Annotated in this window: 13 protein-coding genes; 2 read left to right on the top strand and 11 right to left on the bottom strand. The window is 69.1% G+C overall.

All coding sequences use genetic code 11. The features are described from left to right. Window positions 1-126: 126 nt before the first annotated feature. The 7 genes from BUB20358_RS26415 to panE form a co-directional block, all read right to left on the bottom strand. Window positions 127-1,674 carry an FGGY-family carbohydrate kinase gene (locus tag BUB20358_RS26415; RefSeq protein WP_035974371.1) on the bottom strand — a complete coding sequence of 516 codons (1,548 nt, stop codon included), beginning with the start codon at window positions 1,672-1,674 and terminating at the stop codon, window positions 127-129. Between the two features lie 30 nt (window positions 1,675-1,704). Beyond that, a complete protein-coding gene (locus tag BUB20358_RS26410; protein WP_006766212.1) occupies window positions 1,705-2,793 on the bottom strand; it encodes an erythritol/L-threitol dehydrogenase in 1,089 nt (362 codons plus the stop codon). A gap of 45 nt (window positions 2,794-2,838) precedes the next feature. Beyond that, window positions 2,839-3,849 carry an ABC transporter permease gene (locus tag BUB20358_RS26405; protein WP_035974373.1) on the bottom strand — a complete coding sequence of 337 codons (1,011 nt, stop codon included), beginning with the start codon at window positions 3,847-3,849 and terminating at the stop codon, window positions 2,839-2,841. Further along, entirely contained in the window at window positions 3,836-5,356 is a 1,521-nt protein-coding gene (locus BUB20358_RS26400) for a sugar ABC transporter ATP-binding protein (RefSeq protein WP_035975337.1), read from the bottom strand. The genes BUB20358_RS26405 and BUB20358_RS26400 overlap by 14 nt, the downstream gene beginning before the upstream one ends. 62 nt (window positions 5,357-5,418) lie before the next feature. Next, window positions 5,419-6,366 carry a substrate-binding domain-containing protein gene (locus BUB20358_RS26395; protein WP_035974377.1) on the bottom strand — a complete coding sequence of 316 codons (948 nt, stop codon included), beginning with the start codon at window positions 6,364-6,366 and terminating at the stop codon, window positions 5,419-5,421. A 118-nt stretch (window positions 6,367-6,484) separates the two neighbouring features. Continuing rightward, window positions 6,485-7,450 (bottom strand): AraC family transcriptional regulator, encoded by a 966-nt coding sequence (locus tag BUB20358_RS26390; RefSeq protein WP_006766215.1) that lies wholly within the window; start codon window positions 7,448-7,450, stop codon window positions 6,485-6,487. 343 nt (window positions 7,451-7,793) lie between these two features. Next, a complete protein-coding gene (panE, locus tag BUB20358_RS26385) occupies window positions 7,794-8,735 on the bottom strand; it encodes a 2-dehydropantoate 2-reductase (RefSeq protein ID WP_035975338.1) in 942 nt (313 codons plus the stop codon). 295 nt (window positions 8,736-9,030) lie between these two features. On the opposite strand from panE, the gene BUB20358_RS26380 reads away from it, so the two are divergent. After that, window positions 9,031-10,584: a methyl-accepting chemotaxis protein gene (locus BUB20358_RS26380; RefSeq protein ID WP_006766217.1), complete on the top strand. Its 1,554-nt coding sequence runs from the start codon at window positions 9,031-9,033 to the stop codon at window positions 10,582-10,584. A 66-nt stretch (window positions 10,585-10,650) separates the two neighbouring features. Here BUB20358_RS26380 and BUB20358_RS26375 read toward each other — a convergent pair whose 3' ends face one another. After that, a complete protein-coding gene (locus BUB20358_RS26375; RefSeq protein ID WP_035974379.1) occupies window positions 10,651-11,328 on the bottom strand; it encodes a LuxR C-terminal-related transcriptional regulator in 678 nt (225 codons plus the stop codon). Window positions 11,329-11,690: 362 nt separating this feature from the next. Between BUB20358_RS26375 and BUB20358_RS26370 the strand changes: the two genes are divergently transcribed. After that, window positions 11,691-12,185 (top strand): hypothetical protein, encoded by a 495-nt coding sequence (locus BUB20358_RS26370; RefSeq protein ID WP_035974381.1) that lies wholly within the window; start codon window positions 11,691-11,693, stop codon window positions 12,183-12,185. Between the two features lie 63 nt (window positions 12,186-12,248). Here the strand turns inward: BUB20358_RS26370 and BUB20358_RS26365 are convergent, their stop codons facing one another. From BUB20358_RS26365 to BUB20358_RS26355, 3 genes are all read right to left on the bottom strand, one after another. Continuing rightward, a complete protein-coding gene (locus BUB20358_RS26365; RefSeq protein WP_035975339.1) occupies window positions 12,249-12,755 on the bottom strand; it encodes a hypothetical protein in 507 nt (168 codons plus the stop codon). Window positions 12,756-12,892: 137 nt separating this feature from the next. Further along, on the bottom strand, window positions 12,893-14,314 hold the full coding sequence (locus BUB20358_RS26360) for a sigma-54 dependent transcriptional regulator (RefSeq protein ID WP_105773923.1): 1,422 nt from the start codon (window positions 14,312-14,314) through the stop codon (window positions 12,893-12,895). A 115-nt stretch (window positions 14,315-14,429) separates the two neighbouring features. Then, window positions 14,430-15,014, bottom strand: coding sequence for a hypothetical protein (locus BUB20358_RS26355; protein ID WP_006766222.1), 585 nt, complete (start codon window positions 15,012-15,014; stop codon window positions 14,430-14,432). Window positions 15,015-15,283 lie beyond the last annotated feature (269 nt).

The raw sequence follows: 15,283 nt of genomic DNA, 5'->3' as shown, positions 1-15,283 counted from the left end.
CCGCGTCGCGGGCGGCCGCCACCACGCGGGCGCCCGCCAGCGCGAGCGCGGCCGCACAGGCGCGGCCGATACCGCTCGACGCGCCCGTGACGAGCACCGTCGAGCCGCTGAAGTCGAATTGCGTGTTCATGATCGCGAATGGAGTCCGTGCATGATCGGTTTGAGCGCCGGATACAGCGCCGTATAAAGCGCGAAGCGCACCGCATACGCAGCGGCGCGCGCGGGATCGGGCCGCGCGCGCTCGACCAGCGACACCCAGCCGCGCTGCGCGTCGGCACGCGACACGAGTTTCGCGCCGACACCGGCGAGCAGCGCGGCGCCCATCGCGGCTTCGACGTCCTGCTCGATCGTCCACACCGGAAAGCCGGTCACGTCGGCGACGATCTGCATCCACAGCGCCGAATGCGCGGCGCCGCCGACGACGATCAGCCGATCGTCGAGCGCGGCCGCGCCGCGGCGGCCTGCATCGATGTTGTGCCGCAGCGCGAACGCGACGCCTTCGAGCACCGCGCGATACAGGTGCGCGCGCGTATGCGCGACGCTCAGCCCGACGAACGCACCGCTCGCCTTCGCGTCCCATACCGGGCTGCGCTCGCCCATCAGGTACGGCAGGAACAGCACGCCGTCGGCGCCCGCCGGCACGCGCGCGGCCGCTTCCTCGAGCAGCACGTGCGGATCGCCGTGCGGCAATGCGCGCGCCGCGTCGATTTCCGCGTGACAGAACTGGTCGCGGAACCATGCGACCGACGCACCGGCCGTGATCGCGCCGCCGAACACGTACAGGTCGCGCTGTCCGTCCAACACGTGCGGCATGCTGACGAGCCCGTGTCGCGCATCCACGTGCTGCGTCACGTAGCCCCAGCACATGCTCGTGCCGATCATCGCGACATGCTGGCCGGTGCGCGTCGCACCGGCCGCGAACGTCGCGACGGCCGCATCGACGCCGCCCGCGACGATCGGCGTGCCGGCCGGCAGCCCGAGCCGTTCGGTCCATTGCGACAGCAGCCCGCCGACGACGTCCGTCGAATCGACGAGCCGCTCGGGCATCATCGTCGCCGGAATGCCGAGCATGTCGAGCGCGTCGTCGGACCATTCGCGGCGCGCGACGTCGTACACGCCGCCGATATTGCCGGCCGAGCTGTGATCGACTGCGACTTCGCCGGTCAGCAGATAGATCACATACGCGTTCGGCGGCAGAAAGTAGCGGACGTTCGCCCACACGTCGGGCCGCCGGTCGCGCAGCCACAGCATCTTCGTGAATCCGTAGTAGCTGTCCACGCCGTTGCCGGTGATCGTGCGCAGCCGCGCGACGTTCACGTGCGCGTTCACCCAGTCGACCTGCGAGGTCGCGCGGCGATCCATCCAGATCAGGCACGGATGAAGCGGGCGCATGTCGCTGTCCACCGGAATGCCGGAGCCGCCGTACAGGCTGCTCACGCACACCGCGCGGATCGCGTCGGCCGGCACGCCCGCGTCGCGCGCATCGGCGACGCAGCCGGCGATGCATTCGAGCACGGCGTCGAACCACACCTGCGGCCACTGCTCGGCCCACAGCGGCCGCGGCGTATCGGGCTGGTAGCCGGCCGAGCGCCGCGCGACGATCGTGCCGTGCCGGTCGACGAGCAGCGCCTTGGTGCTCTGCGTGCCGATATCGACGCCTATCACGTATTCCATGATGTCTCCGTTCGCCGCGTGCGCGGGCGGTCAGCGCGCCGGCTTCAGCAGCACCTTGATCGATTCGGCCGACTTCGCGACGCGGATCGCGTCGTCCCACTCTTCCAGCGCGAAGCCGTGCGTGACGATGCCTTTCGACGTGACGAGCCCGCGCGCGAGCAGGTCGATCGCGACCGGATAGCAGTACGGGCCGAGGTGCGCACCGCGCACGTCGAGCTCCTTGCGATCGCCGATGATCGACCAGTCGACCGTCGCGTCGTCGCCGAACACGCTGAATTCGACGAAGCGCCCGAGCTTGCGGATCAGGTCGAGCCCCTGGTTCACGCCGACCGGCGCGCCGGTCGTCTCGATGTACACGTCGCAGCCGTAGCCGTCGGTCAGCCCGCGCACGATCGCGCGCGCATCGTCGCGCGTCGGGTTGATCGTCACGTCCGCGCCGTACTGGCGCGCGAGTTCGAGCCGCTCGTCGATCAGGTCGATCACGACGAGCTTCTTCGGCGTCTTCAGGTGCGCGACCTGCGTCATCATCAGCCCGAGCGGGCCCGCGCCGGCGATCACGACGACGTCGTCGAGCTGGATATCGCCGCGGTTCACCGTATGGATCGCGCACGACAGCGGTTCGATGATCGCTGCATCCTCGAGCGACACGCCGAGCGGAATCCGGTGGACGATCGCGGTCGGCGGAATGCGCATGTATTCGGCCATCCCGCCGTCCGCGACTTCGCGCTGAAAGCCGAAGATGTTGTGCACTTCGCACATCCAGTACTGGCCGGACTTGCAGTAGCGGCACTTGCCGCACGGCACGATCTGTTCGGCGATCACGCGGTCGCCGGGCGCGACGCCGAAATGCTCGGCCGCGCCTTCGCCGAGCGACTCCACGTAGCCGAAGAATTCGTGGCCGGGAATCACGGGCGCCTTCACCCACGGGCTCGGTCCGCCCCAGAACATCTTCGCGCCCGTGTAGCACTTGCAGTCGCTCGCGCAGATTCCGCACGCGGCGATGCGGATCACCAGTTCGTTCGGGCCCGCGTGCGCCTTCGCGACCTGTTCGACGCGGTAGTCCTCGGGGCCGTGGCAGACGACCGCGGTCATCCGCGGCTGGGCTTCGGGTGTCGTCATGAGTTGTCTCTTTCGGTAAGGTTCGTCGACGCGAGCGGCCGCGCGTTACCGCGACCGCTCGCGGCTGATGTAGATCGCGAGCAGGATGATTCCGCCCTTGATCACGTTCTGCACATACGGGTTCACGCCGACCATGTTCAGCCCGTTGTTCAGCACGCCGAGCAGCAGCGCGCCGACCAGCGTGCCGAGGATCGCGCCGCGCCCGCCGGAGATCGACGTGCCGCCCATCACGACGGCCGCGATCGCGTCGAGCTCGAAGCCGACGCCCGCGTTCGGCTGTCCGCTCATCAGCCGGCCGGTCAGCACGATCGCGGCGAGCGCGGACGTGACGCCGGCGAGCGTGTAGACGATCAGCTTCACGCGGGCGACGCGCACGCCGGTGAGCCGCGTCGCCTGCTCGTTGCCGCCGATCGCATACACGTAGCGGCCGAACGGCATACGCTCGAGCAGCAGCCATGCGATCGCATACACGACGATCATGATCAGCACCGGCGCCTGGATGCCGAGCACCTTGCCGCTGCCGAAGAACGACACCCAGTCGGGCAGCCCGTCGATCGGATAGCCGCCCGTGTAGATCAGCGCGAGACCGCGCGCGATGCCCATTGTCGCCAGCGTGACGATGATCGGCGGCATCCCGGCGAACGCGACGAATATGCCGTTCACGAAGCCGAACCCGAAGCCGACCGCGATGCCGATCGCGAGCGCGGCCGCCGCGTTCACGCCGGCGACCATCAATCCGGCCGCGAGCGTGCCCGACAGCGCCATCACCGAGCCGACCGACAGGTCGATTCCGCCGGTCAAGATCACGCAGGTCATGCCGACCGCGATGATCGCGTTGATCGACACCTGACGCAGCACGTTCTCGAGGTTCGCGGCGGACAGGAAGCTCGGGCTCGCGATCATCATCGCGATGCACACGACGACGAGGCCCACCAGCGGATAGAACAGCGTCGAGCGCCGCAGCTGCGTCCACCTCGCGCGCGGCGGCAGCGCGGCGTCGCCGGGTGCGCCCGCGAGCGTCGGGGAATGCGGGGAAGAAGAATCAGGCAGGTTCATGGGTCGCTCCTCGCGTGCCGGCCGTGGCATAGGTCATGACCGTGTCGGGATCGATCTCGTCGCCTTCGAGCGTCGCTTCGATGCGGCCTTGCCGGAACACGGCGACGCGATCGCACATGCCGACGATCTCCGGCAGTTCGGACGAGATCATGATGATGGCGTAGCCGCGCGCGGTCAGTTCGCGCATCAGCCCGTAGATTTCGGCTTTCGCGCCGACGTCGATGCCGCGCGTGGGCTCGTCGAAGATCAGCACGGTCGTGTGATGGTTCAGCCAGCGCGCGATCACGACCTTCTGCTGGTTGCCGCCCGACAGCGTCGCGACCTCCGTGTGAATCGACGGCGCCTTCACACCGACGCGCCGCATCACGTCGTGCGTCGTGCGCGCCTCGCCGCGGCGGTCGATCAGCCAGCGCATCGACCGGTACTTGCCGAGATTGTTCAGCGAGATGTTGTCGCGGATCGAGAACGACGTGACGAGCCCTTCGGTCTTGCGGCTTTCCGGCAGGATGCCGATGCCGGCACGCAGCGCGTCGGCCGGATCGGCGAGCGCCGCCGCGCTGCCGCGCACGCGCACTTCCTTGCGGTGCGCGCGCGTCGCGCCGATCAGCGCGAGCGCGGTCTCGGTGCGGCCCGAGCCGACGAGTCCCGCGAAACCGAGAATCTCGCCCGCGCGCAGCACGAAGCGGTTCACCGGGCCGCCGCGCTCGATCTGCAGCGCGTCGACCTCGAGCACCGGCTGCGCGTCGGCCGGCAGCGCGGGCTTCGGCGGGAAACTGCTCTCGATGCGCCGGCCGACCATCATCCGCACGAGCTGCTCGACGTCGGTGTGCGCGACGTCGGTCGTCGCGACGTACTGGCCGTCGCGCAGCACCGTGATGCGGTCGCACACGGAAAAGATCTCGTCGAGATGATGCGAGATGAAGATCATCGCGACGCCCTGCCGCTTCAGCTCGCGCATGATCGCGAACAGCCGCTCGGCCTCGGCCGGCGTCAGCGTCGCGGTCGGCTCGTCGAGGATCAGGATGCGCGCGTCGAGCGACAGCGCCTTGCCGATCTCGACGAACTGCTGCTGCGCGACCGACAGCGTGCGGATCGGCGCATCGAGATCGATCGTCACGCCGAGCCGCGCGAAGATGGCCGCGGCGGCGCCGCGCATCCGCGCGCGGGCCCGCAGCCCGCAGCGGCCGCGCAGTTCGCGCCCGAGGAACAGATTGTCGACCGCGTTCAGATGCGGGATCAGGCTGAATTCCTGGAACACGATGCCGACGCCCGCCGCGACCGCGTCGTGATAGTTCGCAAAGCGCCGCTCGACGCCGTCGATCTCGATCGTGCCGGCATCGGGCTGATGGATCCCGCAGAGGATCTTCATCAGCGTCGATTTGCCGGCGCCGTTCTCGCCGAGCAGCGCATGAATCTCGCCGCGCGCGATCTGCAGATCGATGTCCGACAGCGCCTTCACGCCCGGAAAACTTTTCGTGATGCGGTTGAGCCTGAGTATCGTATCCATCCGCTTCTCCGCGCGAAGGACCGCGGCGATGCCGCCGTCCTCCGCGTCGCATCGCGCATCGTTCACCAGCTGAACCCCTTCGCATTGCTGCGATCGACGACCTTCACGTCGACCGGGATCGCCTTCGGCACCGTCGCGCCCCACTTGCGCGCGATCGCGATGCCGAGCGCGATGCGCACCTGGTCGGCCGGGAACTGCGCGGTCGTCTCGACGAACTTCGAGTTCGGCTTCTGGATCGCGGCGACGGCCTCCGGCGCGCCGTCGACGCTCGTCAGCTTGATGTCCTTGCCGGAGCTCTCGATCGCCGCGAGCGCGCCCATCGAGCCGCCGTCGTTCACGCTGAAGATCCCCTTCAGGTTCGGGTGCGCGGAAATCATGTTCTCGGTGACCGACAGCGCGGCCGCGCGCTCCTGCTTGCCGTTCTGCGTATCGACGAGCTTCACGTTCGGGAATTTCGCGAGGCCGGCCTTGCAGCCGCGCACGCGTTCGAGAATCGGCACGACCGGAATGCCGTCGAGGATCGCGACTTCGCCGGCGCCGCCGATCGCCTTCGCGAGGTACTCGCACGACATCACGCCCGCGTCGTAGTTCTTCGAGCCGACGAACGAATCGACCGGACCGTTCGCGTTCGCATCGACGGCCACGACCACCGCGCCGGCCTTCTTCGCCTGCGTGATCGCCGACTGAATGCCGGTCGAATCGGTCGGGTTGACGAGCAGGATGTCGATCTTCTTCTGCAGCATGTCCTCGACGTCGCTCACCTGCTTGGTCACGTCGTGATGCGCATCGGTGACGACGACCTGCGCGCCGATCGACGTCGCCGCATCGTTCAGCGCCTTCTGCATCGTCACGAAGTACGGGTTGTTCAGCTCCTGGAACGTCATGCCGATCCGCAGCGGTGCGGCGTCGGCGGCCGGCGCGGCGGCGAACAGTGCAGCGGCGGCCAGCGCGGCGGCGGCGGCGGCCGAGCGGCGGGAAGATGAAGAGGAAGCGGGCGATGCGTGTGTCATGACGGTGTCTCCGATTGTGTGCGGCTTTTTCGTGGATGAGCGGGCCCCTCGCGACGCGTACGGCGCGAACGGCTCGGTGAAACGGCGAGAAAACGTCAGGCGGGCGACGGCCCGGCGATCATCCGGGCTGCAGCGCGAGCGCGTGCGCACGCGTGCCGGCGGCGACCACGCGCGGCGGCATCGGATTGCCGGTCGGCGCCGCGTGCAGCGCGAGTTCGCGGCTGCGCGCGTTCAGGCGCTGCAGTGCGCGGAATTCGGACGGCGCCATCCCCTTCACCGCGCGGAACTGGCGGTTGAAGTTCGACACGTTGTTGAAGCCGGCCTGGAAGCAGATGTCCGTGATGCTCGCATCGTCGGCGAGCAGCATCTGGCACGCGGATTCGATCCGCAGCCGATTCACGTACTGAACGAACGGCATGCCCGTATGGCGATGGAACGCGCGCGAGAACGCGCTGACGCTCTGGCCGGTCAGCTGCGCGAGATCGGATTCGCGCAGGTCCGACGCGAGGTTCTTGCCGATGTACGACAGCGCGTGGCTCAGCCGCGTCGGCGTCACGTGCGCGTGGTCGTACGCGGGACTCGCGAGCAGCGTGCGCCCGCGCGCGCCGCAGAGCCGCTCGAGGATCGTCATGAACAGCGCGATGCGGCGCATCCCGCGCGCGCCGAGCAGCTCGTCGAACAGCGGCGCGATCGCGGCGCTCGTCGCATCGTCGAAGCCGACGCCGCGCCGCGCGTCGTCGAGCAGCGCCTGCGCATCGCGGCATTCGGGGAACGCGTCGATGCAGCGCCGCACGAACGTCTGGTCGAACTGGATCACGAGATTGCGGCGCTCGACGGTTTCGCCGTCGGCCATGTCGCTGACCCAGTTGTGCGGCAGGTTCGGACCGAGCAGCACCAGATGGCCGGGGCCGAACGAGCCGATGTGATCGCCGACGAAATACTTGCCGCGCGTCGCGACGATCAGGTGCAGTTCGAATTCGGGATGGAAATGCCAGCGGATCGTGCGGTACGGATAGCCGTGCGACCACACCTTGAACGACTCGTCGCGTCGCACGTCGACCACTTCCAGATCGGGGTGCATCATGTTGGCGTCTCCATTCCCATGTGTCGCCGGCCGCGCGTTCGGCTGTCCGCGCGTTCGCCGTCTCCGTGGTGCGGCACTGCGACCGGTCGCATGGGAAGCAATGTAGGTCGATCGCGCACGCGGCTCCACCAACTTTACGGCTGATTTTCGATACTTTTTTGCGCGTTTCGGCCGCACACGGCGGCCGACGGCAAATTTGTGCAGCGCGCAAACGCGGTGCGCGGCGACCGCGACGGACGGCGGCGTTTCGACGCGGGCCGCGCGCGCCGGGGCCGACTCATGACGCGGCAATATGCGCGGCGGGCTACGAATCGGCCGCGAATCGGCCGCGTTTCGCGACGAGTCAGGCAGCGGCCGCGCGCTCGCGCGCGATGCGCACTTCGTAGGTTTTCAGATGGTTGTACGCGACGCGCAGCAGCGACAGCGTATCGGCCGCGTGCGGATCGCGACGCGCGAGCAGATCGCCGATCACGTGATCGGCCTCGACGCGCGCGCGGTTCTCGAGGTCGCGCAGCATCGATGCGGTCAGCGGCGACGGCGTCAGCACCATCTTCTGCATCCGCTCGATCGCCGCCGGCTCCGGCCGGTAGCCGTGGTGCGCGGCGATCGCGCCGCATTCGTCGAGCATCGTCTCGAGCAGGCGGCGTCCGTCCGGCGCCGCGAGAATGTCGCCGACCGATCCGCGGAACAGCGACGTGCTCGCGGCGAGCGTCGCGAGGAACACCCACTTCTCCCACATCCGCGCGACGATGTCGTCGCTGAGCGTCGCGTCGAAGCCCGCGCCGTCGAATGCGTCAGCCACCGCGCGCACGCGCGGCGACGCGCCGCCCGCGAGTTCGCCGAACGACAGCCCGTGCGTGTCGTTCAGATGCACGATGTGCTGGTCGCGATCGAGCGTCGCCGCGATCACGCACAGGCCGCCGAGCACCTGCGCGGCGCCGAACCGGTCGCGCAGCACGTCGAGATGGCGCATCCCGTTCAGCAGCGGCAGGATCAGCGTCGACGGCCCGACGAACGGCGCGAACGACGCGATCGCATCGTCGAGGCTGTACGCCTTGCAGCTCAGCAGCACCAGATCGAACGGCGCGGCCGTGTCGCCGGCGCGCACCGTCTGCACGTCCGGCAGCGTCAGGTCGCCGCGCGGGCTGCGGATCACGAGCCCGTCGCGCGCGAGCGCGGCCGCGCGGCCGTCGCGCACGAGGAACGTCACGTCGCGGCCCGCCGCCGCGAGCCGCCCGCCGAAGTATCCGCCGACCGCGCCGGCGCCCACTACCAGAATTCGCATCGTTGCCTCCTTTTCGGCTTCGTCCGGCGTCGCGCCGCCGTCGTCCGGCATCGCGGGACCGGCTAAAAGAGCGCGAACGCAATCGCCGCGACAGTATAGCGAGCGCGCTTATGCATAGGCATCGACGTCGCCGCCGGCGCCGGCCGCGCCGACGTCGATCGCCGCGGCCGCGGCCACCCGCGCGCCGTGCACGCCGTTAGGGATTTCCCGCCTACGGCAATGCGCGCGGCGCGCCGTCAAACACCTATCCCGTCACGCCGTTGCCGCGAACCCGTTCGATCGACCGACACACACCATGCGCACTCTTTCCCTGAATCAGAAACTCGCCTCGATGATCGTCATCCTGTGGCTCGGCCTGCTCGTGATCGCCGGCATCGGCGCATGGCAGACGCGCACGTCGATGATCGACGATCGCCGCGAGCAGCTCGCGTCGCTGGTCGCGCAGGCCGCGAGCGTCGCCGACCACTACTACAAGCTGACGCAGCAGAACGCGATCCCGGAAGCGGACGCGAAGCAGAAGGCGCTCGAAGCGATCGCCGCGATGCGCTACGGCACCGACGGCTACATTTCGATCAACGACTCGAAGCCGGTGATCGTCATGCATCCGATCAAGTCCGAACTCAACGGCAAGGACGTGTCGAACTTCGCGGACCCGAACGGCAAGCACCTGTTCGTCGACATCGTGAAGGCCGGCAACGCGGACGGCGGCAAAGGCTTCGTCGAATACCTGTGGCCGAAGCCGGGCGCCGACAAGCCGCAGGACAAGACCAGCGCCGTGCAGCGCTTCGCGCCGTGGGACTGGTATCTCGTGACCGGCATGTACATGAACGACGTGAATACGGCGGTGCTCGCGAGCATCGGCCGCTGGCTCGCGATCACGGCCGTGCTCGGCGCGATCGCGACCGTCGTGATGGTGCTCGTGCTGAGGAGCGTGCGCGCGAACCTCGGCGGCGAACTCGAAGTCGCGCTCGACGCCGCGCAGCGCATCGCGCAGGGCGATCTCAGCGCGCACGTGAACGTGCGGCCCGGCGATCGCGGCAGCCTGCTGCACGCGCTGCACACGATGCAGCGCGGGCTGATCGACATGGTGTCGCGCGTGCGGATGGGCACCGAGAACATCAACGTCGGCGCGAGCGAGATCGCGTCCGGCAACACGGACCTGTCGCAGCGCACCGAGGAACAGGCGGCCGCGCTCGTGCAGACCGCATCGAGCATGGACCAGATGACCGCGAACGTGAAGCAGAACGCGGAAAGCGCCGCGCAGGCCGCGTCGCTCGCCGATCAGGCCGCGCAGGTCGCGACGCGCGGCAGCGCGGTCGTCGACGACGTCGTGCGCACGATGAACGAAATCACCGACCGCTCGCACAAGATCGGCGACATCATCGGCGTGATCGACGGAATCGCGTTCCAGACGAACATCCTCGCGCTGAATGCGGCCGTCGAAGCGGCGCGCGCCGGCGAGCAGGGCCGCGGCTTCGCGGTGGTCGCGGCCGAAGTGCGCTCGCTCGCGCAGCGCTCGGCGACGGCGGCCAAGGAAATCAAGTCGCTGATCGAGTCGTCGAACGAGACCGTCGAGCACGGCGCGACGCTCGTCACGCGCGCCGGCGAGACGATGGCCGAGATCGTGCAGTCGGTGCGGCGCGTGAACGAGATTCTCGACGAAATCAGCCATGCGTCGCGCGAGCAGAGCGCCGGAATCGAGCAGGTGAACCGCGCGGTGGGCGAGATGGATCAGGTCACGCAGCAGAACGCGGCGCTCGTCGAGCAGGCCGCGGCCGCCGCGCACTCGCTGCGCGATCAGGCCGAATCGCTGCGCGATGCGGTCACGCGCTTCGTGCTGCCGGCCTGACGCTCGACGATGCGGCACGCGCGACGTGCCGCCCGCTGCTGCCCGGCCCCGCTGCGCCCCGCCCGCTCATGCGGCGCCGTTGCGCACCGGCACGGCCGCGCCGGCGCCGAAGCCCAGCCCCGCCGCGCGCTGAACGAGCTCGACGTCGTTGTTCGCGCCGAGCTTCTTCATCGCGCTGATCTTCTGCGCGCTGACCGTCTGCTTGCCCTTGTTCAGCCGCTGCGCGATCGTCTTGATCGGCACGCCGGCCAGATAGAGGCGAATCACCTCCAGTTCGCGCGACGACAGCTTCACCGGCGGCCGCTGCGGCTCGCCGGCCGGGCCGAGCGCGCGCCATACGAGCGGCGACAGATACTGGCCGCCGCTGTACGTCGAATGGATCGCGGTCACGATATGGCCGACTTCGTCGAACTTGCTGACGATGCTCGCGCCGCCCCGCTCGAGAATCGAGCGAAAGATCACCGGATTCTCGTCGCCGACGAGCACGACGACGCCGACGTTCGGCCGCGTGCGGCGCAGCCATTCGAACAGCGCGAAGCCGTCCGTGTGCGCGTCGCCGCGTATCGAATAGTCGATCAGCACGACGTCGCATTCGACGCTGCCGAACGACGCGATCAGTTCGTCCGGCGTGCGGTAGGTGCCGACGAGCTCGATCGCGCACGCGCTGCCGGCGACATGCTCGATACCGGCGAGCATCAGCGGCAGGTCGTACGCGAAAACGATGCGAATACAGAATTTCCCCATGCGCGGTTCCAGATGGTGCGCCCGCCGCGCGACACGCAACGCACGCGCGCGGCCGGACTGACGTTGAATTGAGTTTCGGGATACTTTTAGCCCGAACGTCATTTTATGAAGCGGCGTGCGGTCCGGATATCGGACTTCGTATAGAACGGCCGGCAGGAACCTAATACGAGTTTGATATTTGCGCCGGCCTGCGGATACGGCGGCGGGCGACGCTCGGCCGAACGGCCAAACGCGTGCGCGACGCGGCGCCGGCACGCGGCCAGCGGGTAGAATTGCGGCCTTTGCATCCCGTTCCGGGCGACCGACGGTCCGCGGCGCTGCCGTCGCGGCTGCGCGCCGCCGCCCGTCGACCCGCATCTTCCATGACCGAATCCGATCTCCAATCCGACGACACGTCCATCCACGAAGACGGCCTCTGGCGCGACAACGGCTGGACCGCCCGCATCATCAAGAACGAAGACGACGACGGCTGGGCCGTCGAGATGATCAAGGACGGCGAGTCCGAGCCGGCGCTGGTCGGCCCGTGGACGATGGGCCGCGACAAGAAGAATCCGAAGCCGATGGACGCGAACGCGTTCCGCACGCTGGTGAAGACGGCCACCGAGGTGCTGATGCGGCACGAGCAGCAGCGGCGCGCGATGCTGCACAAGGAAGTGACGGTGCCGGCCGCCGACGGCGAAGGCGACGTGTCGGTGACGCTCGACATCGTGCCGGACGAGTTCGAGCCGTACGCGCAGTTGAAGGCGTTCGATTCGTACGGCGAGCTGCTGGCCGAAGCGAAGGTATCGGCCGCGTTCAAGCTGAACAAGGCGAGCGCCGAGCGCTGGGTCGAATCGGGCTTCGCGCGGCCGGCCTGAGCGTCGGCGCGCATCGAACGGCGACGCAGCGCACTGCGCGGCGCCGAGCGGTGTCGCGCAGCGTCAAACGCCGACGCGCTGCGCCGCGCCGCGCAGCCGCCGCGCGGCGAGCTTGCGCCGCAGCAGCTGCTCGAACTGCTGCGTGGCCACGTCCGGATCGCGTGCGGCGAGGCCGAGCGCGTTGCGCGCGAGCTGGATCGGCGTGAGCACGATTCCCCACGGCAGCCCCCACCAGCCGAACGCGGCCGACGCGAGCAGCGCGAGCGCCTGCTTCCGGCGACCGCAGCGCCGGCAGCACACATGGCGCCGCGTCGCCCAGCGCGTGACGAACAGCAGCGAAACGACGCGATGCGACGCGTGGACGTCGACCGGCCGATCGTCGCGCCGGCAGATCGGGCACGGCCCGTATCGGCAGTCGTCGACGTACTGCCGCACGGTCGCGTCCGGCAGCCGCTCGGCCTCGACGACGATCGGATGCGCGTGCGCGCATGCCGGCCCGCAATAGCGGCGACCGTCGATCGATCGACCGCCGATCAGGAACGTTCGCCCGCAGTGACTGCACTCTGTCACGATGACCCTCGGAGTTGCGCGATGCGTCGCGTGCGCGGCCGCGTCGCCGCATCGGCATGCGGCCGCGGTCCGCACGGACCATTTCATGGTTTAACGGCAGCCGCTGCGCGGTCTTGAGCGGCCGACCGACGTGGCGGTCAGCCGTGCAGCCCGTGCGCGGTCATCAAACGATACAGCGTCGCGCGCGAAATGCCGAGTTCCGTCGCGACGTCCGCATGCTGATACCGGTGACGCTGCAGCGTTTCCTCGATCACGCGCCGCTCGGCCTGCCTGCGCACTTCCGCGAGCGTCGGCGGCCGGCGCGACGTGTATTGCTGCAGCTCGAGATCGACCGCCGAGATCAGCGGGCCGTTCGTCATCACGATCGCGAACCGGATCCGGTTGATCAGCTCGCGTACGTTGCCCGGCCACGCGTAACTGTGGAGCGCCTCGATCGCGCACGGCGCGAAGCCGCGAATCCGGTGCGAGCCGTCGCCGCGATAGCGGCGCAACGTATGCTCGGCGAGCAGCATGATGTCGCGCCCGCGGGCGCGCAGCGGCGGCTCGTCGATGCGCATCACGCACAGACGGTAATAGAGGTCCGCGCGAAAACGCCCCGCGTCGATCGCGGCTTCGAGGTCGACATGCGTCGCCGCGACGATGCGCACGTCCACCGGAATCGACAGGTGTGCGCCGAGCCGCTCGATCGTGCCCGCCTGCAGGAATCGCAGCAGGCTCGCCTGGCTCTCGAACGGCATGTCGCCGATTTCGTCGAGAAACAGCGTGCCGCCGTGCGCATCCTCGATGCGGCCGATCTTGCGCTGCTGCGCACCGGTGAACGCGCCGCGCTCGTAGCCGAACAATTCGGCCTGCAGCAGCGTCGGCGGGATGGCCGCGCAGTTCACCGCGACGAACGGCGCATCGGCGCGCGCCGACTGCCGGTGAATCGCCGCGGCGGTCAGCTCCTTGCCGGTGCCGGATTCGCCGGCGATGAACACGGCGGCATCCGTATGCGCGACCTTGCGGATCGCCGCGTACAGCCGGCGCATCGCGTCGCACGCGCCGATCATCGTGTCGCCGGGCGGCGCGGCGTCCAGCGCCGCATCGCTTTCCGACAGCGTCAGCATCCCGTACGCATGGCCGACGAGATAGCCGACCGTCGCGTGCGGCGTCGCGCGGTTCACGCAATCGAAGCAGCATTGGCGCACCAGACGCGCGAGCGCGACGTCGCGCATCGGCTCGCCGTCGGCGAACGCGACCCAGCCGACGCGCGGATTGCGCAGCAGCGCCTCGAGCGACGCGACGTCGGACGACGCGAAGCTGCCGAAATCGACGATGCCCGCATGGAGCCGGTTCGTCTTCACGACATTGAGTGCGGCCGCAACGGTCTTCGCGCGCCACACGTCCCAGCCGCGCGATGCGAGATGTGCGGCGAGCGCGGCATCGTGGTGCCGCGACAGATAGACGAGCGGCCGCGACGGCGCCGTGCAATGACGCCGGAGCGCCGCGAACGGCGGCGGCGATGCGTCCGGCAGAACGTCCGGCGCGCGCGGCGGCCGGATCGGGCAGGTAGGGTTCACGTTGGCCTCGCGACGTAGCGTTGTCGTATCGGGCACGTCGGCACGGCAACGATGCGCGGCGGGCCTCGTAGCCTCGCGCGGCGCGATGCCGGCGTGCGGCGTTGCGGGAAGCGCGCTATCGGCAGAAGATCACGCGCTGCGTGTAGATCTGCGGATCGGGCGCGGGCTTCGGCGGCTGGTTGATCTCGTCGCGATACGCGCGGTACGTTCTGCCGTTCACCGTCACGTCGGTCGCGCGCGCGGTCTCGATCGCATCGAGCCCGCTGCTCTGCCACCCGCCGACCGTGCTCGATGCCGACACGCCGGGCGCCTCCGCGATCTTCTGCGTGAGCGCGCTCGCGTCGCTCCACGGCTGCGTCTGCATGTCCTGCGCATGCTGCATCGCGCCCGCCGCCCTGCCGGTCGGAATCGGCCCTTGCCGCGCGTCGAACGGCGCACCGCGTCCGTACACCGGCGACTGCCACGGCGGCGCATGACCGGCCTCCGGCATCATGTAGATCATCTGCGGATCGCCGACCATCACCATCGGCATGCACGCGGTGTTGTCCGCGCGGCCGAGCGTCGTCAGCGCCTGCTGCACGCTCGCGGCGTTCGCGAGCGTCTGCTCGCCGAGGATCACGAAGACCGCAGGATTCTGGAACACCGCCTGCGCGGCGGCTTGTGCGCTGACCAGCAGCAGAGCGACGAAAAAGAGCCTCATGATCGACGCCTCCTTGCATCCTCGTCGGTCAAAAAGAGGTGTCGGCCTCGGGGATCGGACCGGCACCCGTCAAACGCGAACGACCATCGCGCACGCGGTCCGTGCAACACCCGCGCGGCCGGCGAGCCGGACGCGCGGGCGAGCCGGACCCGCGTGCTTACGACGACGTGCTCGTCGACACGGCGGCCGGCACCGGCATCGCCGGCGCGGCCTGCCGGTCCACCGTCGCGGCGGCCGGCGCACTGGCGTCGGCGCCCGGCCCGACCGGC

Source organism: Burkholderia dolosa (assembly GCF_902499135.1).
Taxonomy (GTDB): domain Bacteria; phylum Pseudomonadota; class Gammaproteobacteria; order Burkholderiales; family Burkholderiaceae; genus Burkholderia; species Burkholderia dolosa.
The sequence above is the reverse complement of the archived record's forward strand: the minus strand, read 5'-3'. Positions and strand labels throughout refer to the sequence as shown.

Excerpts from the sequence above, each read along its gene's own strand:
- BUB20358_RS26410 (WP_006766212.1), bottom strand. The coding sequence starts at position 2,793 with ATGACGACACCCGAAGCCCAGCCGCGGATGACCGCGGTCGTCTGCCAC.
- BUB20358_RS26390 (WP_006766215.1), bottom strand. The coding sequence starts at position 7,450 with ATGATGCACCCCGATCTGGAAGTGGTCGACGTGCGACGCGACGAGTCG.
- BUB20358_RS26400 (WP_035975337.1), bottom strand. The coding sequence starts at position 5,356 with ATGGATACGATACTCAGGCTCAACCGCATCACGAAAAGTTTTCCGGGC.
- BUB20358_RS26415 (WP_035974371.1), bottom strand. The coding sequence starts at position 1,674 with ATGGAATACGTGATAGGCGTCGATATCGGCACGCAGAGCACCAAGGCG.
- BUB20358_RS26380 (WP_006766217.1), top strand. The coding sequence starts at position 9,031 with ATGCGCACTCTTTCCCTGAATCAGAAACTCGCCTCGATGATCGTCATC.
- panE (WP_035975338.1), bottom strand. The coding sequence starts at position 8,735 with ATGCGAATTCTGGTAGTGGGCGCCGGCGCGGTCGGCGGATACTTCGGC.
- BUB20358_RS26375 (WP_035974379.1), bottom strand. The coding sequence starts at position 11,328 with ATGGGGAAATTCTGTATTCGCATCGTTTTCGCGTACGACCTGCCGCTG.
- BUB20358_RS26395 (WP_035974377.1), bottom strand. The coding sequence starts at position 6,366 with ATGACACACGCATCGCCCGCTTCCTCTTCATCTTCCCGCCGCTCGGCC.
- BUB20358_RS26370 (WP_035974381.1), top strand. The coding sequence starts at position 11,691 with ATGACCGAATCCGATCTCCAATCCGACGACACGTCCATCCACGAAGAC.
- BUB20358_RS26355 (WP_006766222.1), bottom strand. The coding sequence starts at position 15,014 with ATGAGGCTCTTTTTCGTCGCTCTGCTGCTGGTCAGCGCACAAGCCGCC.
- BUB20358_RS26405 (WP_035974373.1), bottom strand. The coding sequence starts at position 3,849 with ATGAACCTGCCTGATTCTTCTTCCCCGCATTCCCCGACGCTCGCGGGC.